Annotated in this window: 12 protein-coding genes; 8 read left to right on the top strand and 4 right to left on the bottom strand. The window is 43.7% G+C overall.

Annotated features, from left to right (window positions below; all coding sequences use genetic code 11):
* Positions 1 to 60 precede the first annotated feature (60 nt).
* Positions 61 to 483 (bottom strand): very short patch repair endonuclease, encoded by a 423-nt coding sequence (locus EBO34_RS08895; protein ID WP_122897541.1) that lies wholly within the window; start codon positions 481 to 483, stop codon positions 61 to 63.
* A 200-nt stretch (positions 484 to 683) separates the two neighbouring features.
* Here EBO34_RS08895 and EBO34_RS08890 point away from each other — a divergent pair, with 200 nt between their 5' ends.
* Together EBO34_RS08890 and EBO34_RS08885 are read left to right on the top strand one after the other, a co-directional pair.
* Complete coding sequence (locus EBO34_RS08890; RefSeq protein WP_122897540.1) at positions 684 to 2,927, top strand: McrB family protein; 2,244 nt, start codon at positions 684 to 686, stop codon at positions 2,925 to 2,927.
* Positions 2,902 to 4,377 carry a DUF2357 domain-containing protein gene (locus tag EBO34_RS08885; RefSeq protein ID WP_122897539.1) on the top strand — a complete coding sequence of 492 codons (1,476 nt, stop codon included), beginning with the start codon at positions 2,902 to 2,904 and terminating at the stop codon, positions 4,375 to 4,377. The genes EBO34_RS08890 and EBO34_RS08885 overlap by 26 nt, the downstream gene beginning before the upstream one ends.
* Positions 4,378 to 4,524: 147 nt before the next feature.
* On the opposite strand, the gene glpK is transcribed toward EBO34_RS08885, so the two are convergent.
* The 3 genes from glpK to EBO34_RS08870 all read right to left on the bottom strand — a co-directional run bounded on the left by glpK (position 4,525) and on the right by EBO34_RS08870 (position 8,912).
* Positions 4,525 to 6,021: a glycerol kinase GlpK gene (gene glpK / locus EBO34_RS08880; RefSeq protein ID WP_122897538.1), complete on the bottom strand. Its 1,497-nt coding sequence runs from the start codon at positions 6,019 to 6,021 to the stop codon at positions 4,525 to 4,527.
* A 4-nt stretch (positions 6,022 to 6,025) separates the two neighbouring features.
* Complete coding sequence (locus EBO34_RS08875) at positions 6,026 to 6,883, bottom strand: MIP/aquaporin family protein (protein WP_122898642.1); 858 nt, start codon at positions 6,881 to 6,883, stop codon at positions 6,026 to 6,028.
* Between the two features lie 601 nt (positions 6,884 to 7,484).
* A complete protein-coding gene (locus tag EBO34_RS08870; protein WP_122897537.1) occupies positions 7,485 to 8,912 on the bottom strand; it encodes an SLC13 family permease in 1,428 nt (475 codons plus the stop codon).
* A gap of 221 nt (positions 8,913 to 9,133) precedes the next feature.
* On the opposite strand from EBO34_RS08870, the gene EBO34_RS08865 reads away from it, so the two are divergent.
* From EBO34_RS08865 to EBO34_RS08845, 6 genes are all read left to right on the top strand, one after another.
* Positions 9,134 to 9,805, top strand: coding sequence for a DUF6946 family protein (locus EBO34_RS08865; protein WP_122897536.1), 672 nt, complete (start codon positions 9,134 to 9,136; stop codon positions 9,803 to 9,805).
* 257 nt (positions 9,806 to 10,062) lie between these two features.
* Positions 10,063 to 11,469 (top strand): Na+/H+ antiporter NhaC family protein, encoded by a 1,407-nt coding sequence (locus EBO34_RS08860; protein ID WP_122897535.1) that lies wholly within the window; start codon positions 10,063 to 10,065, stop codon positions 11,467 to 11,469.
* 201 nt (positions 11,470 to 11,670) lie between these two features.
* Positions 11,671 to 11,817: a hypothetical protein gene (locus EBO34_RS20645; RefSeq protein WP_183163777.1), complete on the top strand. Its 147-nt coding sequence runs from the start codon at positions 11,671 to 11,673 to the stop codon at positions 11,815 to 11,817.
* 26 nt (positions 11,818 to 11,843) lie between these two features.
* Positions 11,844 to 12,368: a hypothetical protein gene (locus tag EBO34_RS08855; RefSeq protein WP_122897534.1), complete on the top strand. Its 525-nt coding sequence runs from the start codon at positions 11,844 to 11,846 to the stop codon at positions 12,366 to 12,368.
* 140 nt (positions 12,369 to 12,508) lie between these two features.
* Complete coding sequence (locus EBO34_RS08850) at positions 12,509 to 13,096, top strand: hypothetical protein (protein WP_122897533.1); 588 nt, start codon at positions 12,509 to 12,511, stop codon at positions 13,094 to 13,096.
* 71 nt (positions 13,097 to 13,167) lie between these two features.
* Positions 13,168 to 13,704: a dihydrofolate reductase family protein gene (locus EBO34_RS08845; protein WP_122897532.1), complete on the top strand. Its 537-nt coding sequence runs from the start codon at positions 13,168 to 13,170 to the stop codon at positions 13,702 to 13,704.
* The last annotated feature ends 3 nt before the right edge of the window (positions 13,705 to 13,707 follow it).

Raw genomic sequence — 13,707 nt, 5'->3', positions numbered from 1 at the left:
AGGCCTGAAAGGGTCTCTTTTTAATGAGGTCAAAGGTGAATGAGATAACAGTAGTAACTATCAACCAGTGGGAGCTTGAGAACTTAAGATAAATTGATATATTCTATTCATCGTATCATCAAAATCGTTTTTAATTTCATGCTCCCAAACCCGGAGGATATTCCATCCCCGGTCTTTATAGTAAGTAGTGACTTCTTTATCTCTCTCGACATTTCTTTTTAGTTTCTCTTCCCAGAAATCTTTATTGGATTTCGGCATGTTTCCGTGTACAGGACAACAGTGCCAAAAGCATGAATCAATAAAGATAACAATCTTATACTTCTTTATGGAAATATCAGGTTTTCCAAATAAACCTCTACTGTTTTTTCTGAACCTTATCCCTTTATTCCACAGTTCCTTTGATACGGCATTCTCAAGCTTGGACTGGGATTTGATTGCTTTCATGTTTTTTCTTCTTTGGTCTTTGGTCAATGTATCAGCCATGCAATACCCTCCTACTTCATGCTTTCCCAGATAGTAAAACGAGTAATCACTTGACATTATTTAGCACTCAAATGTCAGCCCTCTACATAAGTGCAATGTATATATTTCCTGATGTTTTACATACGCAGGGAGGTTCAAGAAGGAGTATGACTCTTTTTGTCGAAAGGTAGTTTTTAGCAGGAGAAAAACCGAAAGTAGGAATGCAGATGAATTTAGATCGACTTCAGCAATTGTTTGAGATAGATAACACTACGGAGAGGTGCCGAGAGGTTTTAGAATACGCAGAGCCAAAGATGCAAGAGCTGTTTAAGAACTTAAAGGAAAAAGTAGAAATAGAAGAAGATGCATTTCTTGAAATTAAGAGCTATGGGGCTACACTGAGGACTACGTACCACAATTCAAAAAATCCGAACTATGCGGAATCAAAGAAAGACACCGAGATTGGAAAGCGATATTATATAAAATTAAACAAAGTTGTTCATGATGATAAAATCAATTTGATAACTTTAGAGTTTAATGGAGTAGACCAGACTTGGAGTGCTTATGCAGAAACGCGGTTTTATCCTATGTGGGCAGCACTTGCTAGTAAAAAGATTGAAGAATTAACATCTAAACTACCTGATACAATTTCGCTTTACTTTAAAGAAGTTTCTAACAAAAAAGGAATAAAAAAGGTAAGAGAACTACCAGAAAATGTACGGAATTATACAAAGACTTTGAGGAAACCTTTTATTTACTTTGGTATTTTTCGGGATCTTCAAGGGAATTTGGATGAAGGTAGATTATTAATAGATCTCAAGAGGATTTTAGATGAACTGGCTCCTCTTTATTCTTACTTAACAGAAGACTGTGAAGAGTCATATCTGGCAAATAAAATTTATCAATTGTTTTTGAATGAAAATAGTCCAAAAGAAATATCATTGCTAGGTTTGCCTTATCGCCTGGAATACGGGGAGATTGAAAAATATAAAAATGAGGGGAAAAAGCAAACCTTTAATCTTTATGACCAAGACCAATTGGTTGTAAAAGGGCTTATAAGATATTTGGAATTTTCCGAAAAAGATGCTCCAACCCATCGTTTAGCCATTCATATTGATGGGCATACTCATATTTTTGCTAAAGTACGTGAGTTGTTAGGTGAAGGCAAAATCAGATGGTGGATTTCAAAGGTGTTTGCTAAACGTAATCTTGATAATCAACAACTCTTGAAAGATTCGCTAAATCATCTTAAAGGTATGGGGTTTGAAATTTCAGAATCTAAATATTCACCCGGAATCTATGATAATGATCATGAAGATTTTGTAGAGGACACTGATAAAGTTAAAGCAAGACTAATAAAAGCTGCATTAATCTTTGCCCATGTTAGTGAGAGGTTGGTTCTTCCTGATGGAACACAAAAGGTAAAAGTAGTTGATGAAGAGGTAGAGGATGAAGAGGAAATAGAAGATGCTTTAGAAAGCAACTTCGATTTCACATCCATCTACGAGATTGTGAAATCATCGAAGCTGACGTTTGACCTGCCGATTATTCGAGATTTTCATCTCAATTTAACGGCACTTGATGATAAGCATTTTGTTTTGCTGAACGGGATCTCGGGGACGGGAAAAACCCAACTGGCAAAGCTGTATGCCAATGCGGTTTACGGGCTTGACTTTGAAGACAACAATCCTTATTTGTCGGTGATTCCTGTTCGTCCGGACTGGATGGATTCGACGGCGTTGTTTGGTTATTACAGCTCTTTTGACAAGCGGTATGTCGTTCCGGAGTTTTTGCGGATGGTGTTAAAGGCCAGAACCGAGCGGGACAAGCCTCACTTTATTTTGCTGGATGAAATGAACCTGGCCCGGGTGGAGTATTACCTGAGTGATTACCTAAGTGCGGTGGAATCTCAAGAGGCAGTGCCGCTCCATGATCGCGATGATATAAAAGAGGTGCCTCAGACGATCACAATCCCTCCGAACGTATATGTAATCGGGACCGTGAATGTGGACGAGACGACTCATTCAATTTCGGATAAAGTGCTGGACCGGGCTTACGTGATGACGTTATCGGATGTTGACTTTGACCCGTTCTGGGAGACAGTTACGAGCTCGACCCGGGACAAGCTTTCCAAAGAGTTTGCTATTCTTAAAGAAGTCCATCAGCTCCTTTTACCCTATGACCTTCACTTCGGCTACCGGTCAATGAATGAAATGGTCCGAAAGCTCATGCGGAACCTGGAGCTCGAAATGGAGTATCAGATGGAACGCCATGAAGCATTGGATGTTGTGATCAGGGAAAAGGTGCTGCCGAAGATTCGCGGGGATGAGCGCATAGCCCCGTTGTTTGAAGAAATGAAACAGCTGATTAGTGAAAAAATCGGAGCAGAGGCACGATCGCTGCATGAGCTGAACCGAATGCAAAAGGAGCTTGACCGCTATGGAGCCACTCAATATTGGCGCTGATGTGATGATTCGAATGGCGGGGGAGAGCTGGCAGCCGGCTGAAGAGTGTTATCTGACTGAAGCAACGGACTATGAGTGGCATCTTGAAAGGCAGGATGCAATAGACATCCGACTTGGAACGATCCCTCTTTCTTATCAGAGAACAGAACAAGGGATAAAAGGGAGCTTCGTCACTCCATTTCAAAGTGGTGAAATCGGTCTTTTCATCGACGGGGAAGTGTATAAGACTTATCTTTATCCGGATGCCCGGAAAATGACGGAAACCCAGTATGATCACATGCTCTCGGATGTATTGGAAGAAGCAGCAGTCTGTTTTCAATACTCGGGATCAACACGGGGACTTGATTCATCAGGCTTTAACCGGGAGCTTTCATGGCCACAGTGGCAGTACATTCAGGCATCTTTTAAAAGCTTAACGCAGTTGATGGGAAAAGTGACATCAAGGCCGTACCGGATTTTAAACAGCAGGACGGAATTCGTAAAAAGAGAAAAGGTAAAAGAGGTTTCTCCAAGTACGGAACGATGGATCGAGCAGCGTTTTGGAAAAGGGACTAAAACTGTCCCGGAACAGCTAAGATCCCTGAACCGGAGGGAAACGACGGACGTTTATGAAAATCAATACTTAAAAACACTTCTGATGGATTTTGAGAGAATCCTCACCCGTTATTCTAAATCTGACTATCGAGATGTAGTCACAAAAGCAGGGCATTACCTTGCCAGAGTCAGGTACTGGCTTCACCACAGTTTTTTGAAAGAGGTCAGTCAGCTCAAAGGTAGCAGGGTCATTACCCAGGTGATCCGAAAGAACCCGGTATACCGGATGACACATCAATGGTTTGAGCGGCTTTTCCGTCATGGAAATTTCAAAATTGGTTTAGAAAGCCCGATTTCATTAAAAGACACCTTTGATTTATACGAGATGTGGTGCTATTTCCAGGTGATCAAGGTGTTGCGCCGGGAGGGACTCCTGGATAATACGTCCTCTTTATTTACATTTAAGAGTGACGGTATTTTTCTGAATTTACATGCGAACAGGGAAAGTCTTGTATTGTTAAAAAACAACCGGAAGCTTTACTTCCAGCGTGTCTATCAATCCAATTCGCCGGAATTTTTCACCTACACCCATAGAATGATTCCGGACATTGTGTTAGAGGGGGAAGAGGAGCTCATTGTTTTTGACCCAAAGTACCGTGTTCCTTCCAACCTTAACCATGCCTTAGGTGAAATGCACAAGTACCGGGATGGCATCTTATCAAAGGAAACAGGGGAGCCTGCCGTGAAGGAAGTGTATATCATGACGCCGTGGCAGAATGGACAAGAGGAGTCCAAACTATTTACAGAAGACTACCACCGGCAATTCAAGATAGGGGCCATCGCCATGACTCCGGGTGAGGAGCAGAGGTGGCTGAAAAAGTGGGCGGAAGAGTTGAACAGAGCAGCGTTATCCTAAGACGAACGCTGTTTTTTGACCCGAGAAACGCGCATCGAAACCGATGCGCGTTTTTTTATTGCTTTCTTCTGTTTCCTTGTCTGGGGTATGGAAGAAATGGAGAAAAGTCCTGCGGTTTCGACAAAATCCGGGTGGTGACAGGCACCGCTAGGGCTTGAACACCGTCGTCGCTTCCACCGCTTTTTTCCATCCGTCGTAAAGCCTGGTTCGTTCTTCTTCAGAGATCGCGTGGACGAACGTTCTGTCTACACTCCACTGCTTTCCGATCTCGGCTTTATCTTCCCAGAATCCTACTGCAAGTCCTGCAAGGTAGGCAGATCCGAGAGCGGTAGTTTCCTGAATCAGTGGTCTTTCTACTTCCGACCCCAGGATATCGCTTTGGAACTGCATGAGGAAATTGTTTGCCACGGCACCACCGTCAACACGGAGAGATTTCAGCTCGATGCCGGAGTCTGCTTCCATTGCTTGAAGAACATCTTTTGTCTGGTATGCGAGAGATTCGAGAGTTGCGCGGACGAGGTGCTCTTTCTCCGTTCCCCTCGTGAGGCCGAAGATGGCTCCCCGTACGTCTGAATCCCAGTATGGTGTTCCAAGTCCGACAAAGGCAGGAACCACGTAAACCCCGTCAGTTGAGGAAACCCTTTTCGCGTATTCTTCACTGTCTGATGCTTTCTTCAGCATTCTCAGACCATCGCGTAACCACTGGATCGCTGACCCCGCTACAAAAATGCTTCCTTCAAGAGCATATTCCACTTTTCCGTCGATTCCCCATGCTAATGTGGTTAAAAGACCGTGCTCGGATTTTACTGCTTTTTCTCCTGTGTTCATTAACATGAAACAACCTGTACCGTAGGTGTTTTTGGCCATTCCTTTTTCATAGCACGCTTGTCCGAACAACGCTGACTGCTGATCTCCCGCAGCTCCGGCAATCGGAACGGATTCTCCGAAGAAATGATAGTCCACCGTATGAGCATACACTTCTGAGGAAGGTCTTACTTCAGGCAGCATTGACTTCGGAACATCAAGAATCTCAAGCAGTTCGTCATCCCAGGAAAGGTCGTAGATATTGTACATGAGTGTACGGGAAGCATTGGAATAATCCGTGACGTGGGCTTTACCGCCTGAGAGCTTCCATATCAGCCATGTATCAATTGTTCCAAATAAAAGCTCTCCGTTGTTTGCTTTTTCTCTTGCGCCCTCTACGTTATCGAGGATCCATTTCACTTTCGTTCCTGAGAAGTAAGCATCAATTAACAGACCGGTTTTCTCTCTGAACGTATCATTTAGTCCTTGTTCTTTAAGGGTTTTGCAAATATCGTCTGTCTGTCTGGACTGCCAGACGAGGGCATTGTAAACCGGTCTTCCTGTTTCTTTTTCCCAGACGACGGTGGTTTCCCGCTGGTTGGTAATTCCGATTCCTGCGATTTCTTTTGGGGAAACGTCCGTTTTCGTAAGTACTCCGGCGATAACGGCAAGGATTGAACTCCAGATTTCATTTGCGTTATGTTCAACCCAGCCCGGCTTGGGGAAATATTGCTTGAACTCCTGCTGATCGATGGCAACGACTTCACCTTCTTTGTTAAACAAAACAGCCCTTGAACTCGTCGTTCCCTGATCCAGTGATAGAATGTATTTTTTCTCCATGATTTTATCCTCCTCTTTTTAATTGCGTATTTTTTCTGTGAACAACTTCTTCTTCGTATTTGCCGCTGATGTTTTTACGTTTTTCCAAGACGATGGTTAATGCTTGTACGGCAATAAACAGTCCGATAAAGATCCATAATGCCGGATAGACAAGACCGCTAAACAGGGCGCTGTAAATAAGTGCTCCTAAACCACCTCCAATAATGGGGCCCGCTATTGGAATCCAGGAATACGCCCAGTCTGAAGGTCCCTTATTGGGAATTGGCAGGAAGAAGTGGGCAAGACGCGGTCCCAGATCTCTAGCCGGGTTAATTGCATAGCCGGTTGTTCCCCCCAGGGACAGACCGATAACCATGATGAGCGTACCCACGATAATCGGATTTAACCCTTCGGTAAACTCGTTTGCTCCAATGGCCAGTAATCCAAACACCAGCATAAATGTTCCCAGCACTTCACTGAAGAAATTAGACGGTGTGTGCGGGATGGAGGGTCCTGTGGCAAAAACCCCGAGTTTGGCTCCTTGATCCTTTGTTTTTTTGAAATGGGGAAAATACTGAAAAAAAACGAGAGCAGCTCCGATAAAAGCCCCTATCATTTGAGCGGCTATATAGGCTGGTACACTGCTCCAAGGGAAGTCACCGACCAAGGCAAACCCGATGGTGACGGCCGGGTTAATATGGGCATCACTGATGTTTCCTACAGCATAAATAGCAACTGCTACAGCGAGACCCCATGCCACAGTAATGACAATCCAGCCTGAACCTTCTGCTTTCGTTCCTTTTAAAACTACACCTGCCACAACCCCGCTCCCCAGGATGATTAAAATCATCGTTCCCAGCACTTCACCTAAAAATGGACTCATGGCAAACACCACTCCTTTTAAGTAATTAGAACTCCTGAGAAAGTGAAAAACAAAAAACGCAAAAAAGACCAGCAAAAAACAATCTACTAAAGGATTGCCCCCTTTAATAAAAATTGCATTCACTGGTCTCCGTGTCTCAGCAGTCGTTAACTTGTGGTTACCATTTAAGCACGCAATGAAAGCGATGTCAAAGGGGAATTCAATAATCTAGCCTGTCACATTAAAATAGAGTCGAAAGTATTGGTAGTATGTGAGTGGGGAGGTTGCCCTGGAGTAACCAGCGCTCCATAAGATGTTATTCCGCTGTCACGAATGCTTATTCGGTCTGAAATCTGATAAAATTTAAGTATTTTAGTATTTTCCTATCTTGCTTTACCTGGCTGCACTATTAGCGGTTTTCCCTGATATGAAAATAGGAAACCACAATATTCCAATGACTGTCCGATTTGTAAACAGGTTGATAGTTAAAGACCTGAAAATGAACTTCCTTGATAAAGAGAAATACAATAAAAGAGGCTGTCGCCAAAACCAGTTTTTGGGACAGCCTCTTTTATTAAAAAGTCCTATGGATTCGACAAAATCCGGGTGGTGACAGGCACCATTATGGACTCAGCACTACCGGCTGCCAGAAGTAAACAAACGTTACGATAACGATGATGGAGATAATGTTCATCCAGAAGCCGACCTTAACCATGTCGTCGATGGTGATGTAGTCGGAGCTGAAGACTGCGGCGTTTGGCGGTGTGGAAATTGGCAGCATGAAGGCACAGGACGAAGACAGTGCCACAATAGCCATTATTCCATATGGTTCAACGCCAATTCCAAGAGCTAAACCGATACTGATTGGAATCAACATATTGGATACAGCTGTGTTGGACATGATTTCAGTCATAAACAGGACAACCGCAGCCAATACGATCAGGATTAAAATAAACGGCAGAACCTGCAGCCCTTCGAGTAAATCACCAAACCATTCAGTTAGGTTTGATTCTTCAAATGCCGCGGCGAGTGAGAGTCCGCCACCGAAGAGAAGTAAAAGCCCCCAAGGCAGGTTTTTCATATCGTCCCACTTCATTAAACCGCCTTTAGCCTGTTTACTCGGAAGAAGGAACATGGAAGTTGCTCCGATCATGGAAATTGTGGTATCAGAGAGGCGGATGTTCTCCGGTAGAAAGCCACTCGATATCCAGAGTGTACCCGTCATTACAAAGATCGTCAGAACTGCTTTTTCCTCAAAACTCATCGGACCGAGTTCTTTAAGCTGATTTTTTGCAAAGTCATCTGAGATGTTGCCGCTTTGTTTCACTTTAAACTGAACACGGGTGATGTAAAAGAACAGGACGGTCAGTAAAATGACGGTAATCGGGAAACCAAACAGGAACCAGTCTGTGAATGTGATTGTTTCCCCGAGGATTTGTGAACTCACGCCGGCAAATACGGCGTTTGGAACCGAGCCGATGAGCGTGGCTAGCCCACCAATGGACGCCGCGTAGGCAACCGTTAACAAAAGTCCTTTTGCAAACTTATGTAATGATTTTTCATCAAAGAAGTCTTTTTCCTTTATATCCGTTATTAATGCAAGGGCAATCGGAAGCATCATAAGGGCTGTGGCAGCGTTGGAAATCCACATGGACAGCAGTGCCGTTGCAAGCGCCACCCCGAGAATAATCCTCCGGCTGTTCGTACCGACCATGGAGATGATTGTCATGGCAATGCGTTTATGAAGGTTCCATTTTTCAATGGCAAGAGCGATTGTGAATCCTCCAAAATACATAAACACGATTGGGTCGGTATACGCCATCGTTGCGGTGCTTTCTTCCGCACCGCCCGTGATTGGCAGAAGAAAGATTGGCAAAAGTGACGTAGCAGGAATCGGCATGGCTTCTGTAACCCACCACGTTGCTACCCAGGCTGTGACTGCGAGTACAGCCCTCGGGGCATCTTCAAGTCCTGTAATACCCGGTATAAAAAATAGAATTGTAAATAAAAGCGGTCCAAGGATGAGACCGATGATTTGTCTTCTACCCATTTTAAGGCTCTCCTTTCTAGATGAATCGACAATGTTTGAACGTTTTCAATGATAAACACTTTGAAAGCGCTTATGTGAAAAATGATCAAATTTTTAAACAATTACATTTTTAATACCTCCATTTTCCAGTGTCAAAACGGCTGAATGTCTTTTCTTGTAACAAAAAGGGATTCTTAGGTATTTGTTGAAGTTTATCTATAGAAAGTAAAGGGGCTGAGATAATGAGTACATTTTTTAATCCTGCCGGGGAGACGGAAAGCTGGAGCAGCCGCCTTGCAGATAAAAAGAAGCAATGGGTAAAAGGACGATCAGCCATGGAGCTGGCTGAGAGCTGGGAGTCGGCTCGGGGCTTTCCAATGAGAATAGAGGAAGCATTTAAGAGAAGTGGTGAGCCGCTATTTAAAGAAGTAACGTTTTTGTATGGATTCCCAGAATACAAAGTGCCACTTCGAGGTGGAGCGACCGGTTGGCAAAACGATCTTTATGTTTTAGCTAAAGCAAAAGATGAGCTCATCACAATCATGGTAGAAGGGAAAGTGGATGAACCCTTTGGGCCGGTGGTCAGCTCGTGGTACGGGGCTGATCCGGGTGACGGGAAAAAGGAGCGGCTGAAGTTTTTGCTGGAAACGTTAGGTCTGGAGGGGATGGATGTAGCAGATAAACGGTATCAGCTTCTTCACCGGACAGCCTCTGCAGTCATCGAAGCTAAGCGGATTGGGGCAAAGCATGCTCTTATGCTTGTTCACTCATTCAGTGAGACAGGCAAAGGGTATAAGGATTACGAAGCCTTTTTGGATCTTTTCCCCGTAATAGCCGAAAAGGACTCTATCTCAGGGCCGGCAGCAATCGATGAGGTTGATCTTTATTTTGGGTGGGTGACGGATGAGCTGTAAGCTCTGGTTGTCGCCGAAGGGTTGTTATGGAGAACTTTGGTGTGTTTATGCAGACTTTCGAGTCTTTTATGGAGAACTTCGGTCTGATTATGCAGACTTCGGAGGCATTTATGCAGAACTTTGAATGATTTAAAGAGAATTATTCAATTTACGACAATTTTTGCCCGCTCTTATAAGCCTTCTCTCAACTTCCATTACATATTTTCACTCTAACATCACAACCTAAGGAAGACTTTTCCGGATGGGTGGGGTGTACTTTGGAAGCTGGCTGGTTGTCGATTGTTCCGTTCTTATTGGTTATTCCTGTAGCGATTTACACCAGGCAGGTGCTGCCGGGACTGATTGTCGGTCTTCTAGTTGGTTCTTACCTGGTGGAGCCGACGATTCTCGGGGGCATGCAGGCGATGCTCAGCTACGTGGTTGAGGCCCTGATTGATGAAAATAACATTAAGATTATCGTTTTTTTGTATGCTTTTTCCGGACTTGTAGGTCTGGTTAAGACGAGCGGGGGGATAAAAGGGTTCGTGGAAATGGCGTCGGAGAAAATTACGAATAAGAGACAGGCTTTGATTTTGACATATGTATCTACGATCGGAACGTTCAGCGCACCTACATTTCGGTTTGTCACGATCGCGCCAATTATGAAGGCCCTGTTGAAAAAGGTGAAGATGTCCACGAAAGAACTGGGGTTTGTGATCGAGACCACGGCAACACCCGTGATTGTCCTTATCCCGGTGGCCACAGCTTTTGTCGGCTACATGGTGTCGGTGATACAAATTTCTGTGCAGAATGAAGGAAGTGCTCTCGATCCGTACGACTTGTTTATCAGAAGCATTCCATTTAACTTTTTTGCCATCGTAATGATCCTGCTCGGGATTTATCTAAGCTTTTTTCACCACTCCAAAACAGGAGGACCGACACAGATTGAAGAGGAAGAGAAGCCGGAGGAGGACTGGCACAATTGTCACCCGTCTGTATCTCTGGAACTGCCAAACAAGCCTTTAAACTTGATTATTCCGATCATTCTGGTGATCGGCCTGACGCTGTTTTTAACGTGGTGGGACGGCAGGGGAGAAGGAGTGAACTTCTTTCAGGCATTTATCGAGGCAGATGTTTTGCAGGCCATGGTCGTAGCACTTCTTATTACGATTTTCATCAGCATGGCTTTCTTTTTGTTTCAGCGGTTTAAGCTGTCCGATCTGATCGACAGTTTCATATTGGGCGGGAACGAGTTAATGGCGGTCATCGTGCTTTTGTCCGTCGTGTGGGGGTTATCTTCTGTAACAGATGACCTTGGTTTTTCAGGGTTTGTGACGGCAAACATCGGCTGGATTCCTCACATGTTTTTGACGCCGCTTATGTTTTTGTTCGGGGCAGCAATCTCATACTTTATCGGGTCTGCCTGGGGAGCATGGGGGATTTTAATGCCTCTGGGCGTATCCATGTCCTTCGCAGCAGACGTGAACCTCCCGTTAGTGATCGGTGCCGTGTTTGCAAGCGGATCATTCGGTGCATTTTCCTCACCGCTCAGTGATGACACGAATACGATTGCAAAAATTCTCGGTCTCACCGTCATTGATTATGCCAAATTTAAATTGAAGCCGGCTCTCATCGCCGCGGCGATTACAGCGGTTTTGTATACGGTAGTACCGTTTTTGCTGTGACTGAAAAATCTAAGTAGAGACCTCGTCATTTTTGGCGGGGTTTTGTCTTTAAAAAGGATATATCTATTTTTAAACGAATAGTTCCTGTAAAGGAGTCAGGAGGGAAAGAGATGTATAAATTAAAAGGAACACAGGTGGATAAAGTCGATGAAAGTACGTTCCAGGAGATCGATTTGAAAGAGAGATGTTGAAGAATCAATGTTGATCGTTGGCAAGCAGATCAGAAATGAAAAGAACGGCATCAGTGATCTGACAGCAATCGATAGTGAAGGAAATATTGTGCTGATTGAGATTAAGAGAGATCGTATGGACATGGTTCGCAGAAGAGAGCTTTTGAATTTCAGGTAATCAGGTACGCAGCAAGCTATGCTACTGTGAAAACCGTTGAAGATCTTGTTACAACAATTTATGGGCCGTATATTGAAAGATACCGTCATGAATTTACAGATAATGATCTAACAGCTTCTGAATTAGGTTTACGTAAGATTAACGAATTCTTGGCCAATAACAATGTCGTTAATCAGTTTAACGAGAAGCAGAGAATTATCCTTGTTGCTTCAGACTTCGACGAACAAACGTTGTCTGCCGTTGCCTGGTTAAACAGTAATAATGTAGATATCAGCTGTTATAAACTCATCCCTTTTCTGCTTAAAGAGGATGTTTTTCTTCATGTTGAAAAAGTATTGCCCTTAAACGTGAGTACAGATTACTATGTGAATCTGATGTCTAAAAGAAGTCTCGCACTAATGAAGAAAAGTAAAAGCCATATTACGAGAAGAAGCTTACCTAAAATTGATGACATGTTGGAATGGGGAGTGGTTAAGGCTGGAGATACTATCGTAGCAAAAGGGAGGATAGACGAAGCAACACTGCTAATGGAAAGGAAAGAGGGGGAGTAACAAACTTAGAATGATGCCGTTTTGATGAAACGGATTTTCAACGTGAAAATTCATGAAATCTCCAATTGCCAAAACCGAATGGAACTTTTTGGTTTCTACCCTCGTATACCTTAGTAATAGTTGTTCGAGGGGGCTTTTACATGATAAATCGTTGGATGGATACGGATCACTTAATGCCAGTGTTAATTACAAAGGGTATTTTACTTTTAATTGGAGTGTTGTTTATCCCTGTGGTTGCAGTAATGTATTTACAGGACCTGTTTTTTTATGAGCAGACCTATTGGGTTCTGGTTCGTCCGCGGGAAGCCTATCTGTTGTTTGGCGGAGGGATGCTGATTTCTGCTGTACTGTGCTTTACTCTTGCTATATCTATGTCTGTTGCTGACCGTCGGGGTAAAAGAAACAAATTGATTATTCCCCACATCCTGGCTGCAGTCTGCACGTTTCCCCTTTTTGTATTCGGTATTTCCCACTATGCATATATTGATGATTTTGGCATTCATGAAAGTAAGCCATTCTCACTTTCTGTAACAAGTTTTGCATTTGAAGACATTGAAGAAGTGACAAGAGAGACAGTAGGCAATCAGCATCAGCGCTCCCTTTATACGTTTAAAAGTGGAGGAGAGGAAATCTCCATCCTTAATGATGTCCGTGACTTCAGGCTCCGGACCGGTATTGCGAGAATGCTTGATGAAAATGACTGGCGTGTGATCAATCTTGATGAGTGATTAAGGCGGGGGCAAAAGGCGTCAGGAATATGCTTGTATGATGAGGGAGTCACGATTTAGGAGGAATGATAATGACACCGAAAAGAAAAGTCATGATGTTTATTGCCATGAGTTTGGATGGATATATTGCAACAAAAGACGAATCCCTGGAGTGGCTGTTTAAGCATGAAGGAGATGGCGACAACGGCTATGAAGCGTTTTATGACACGATTGATACGGTCATCATGGGCCGCAAAACGTACGAGTGGATCAAGAATAAAATGAGCGGAGATTATCCTTACAAAGGGAAAGAAAACTATATTTTCTCGGCCAGCCTCACCGGGGAAAAAGGCGATGTAATCTTTGCAAACGAAGATCCGGTTTCTTTTACAGAACAGCTTAAAAAGCAGGAGGGAAAGGACATCTGGATTGTCGGTGGGGGAGAGCTGCTTTTGCCTCTTATAAAAGAAAAGGTGGTCGATGAGATGATCATTGCAGTGGCACCGACGCTCATTGGGAATGGCATTCCGTTGTTTAATGAAGGGGAGTACGAGCTGGACCTGGAGCTTATGGGTACGAGGCGGTTTGATGATTTTGCGGAGCTGCATTACCGTGTGAAAAAGGAATAATAT

The sequence above is a fragment of the Alteribacter keqinensis genome, assembly GCF_003710255.1.
Classification (GTDB): domain Bacteria; phylum Bacillota; class Bacilli; order Bacillales; family Salisediminibacteriaceae; genus Alteribacter; species Alteribacter keqinensis.
This window is presented reverse-complemented; position numbering and strand designations above follow the sequence as displayed.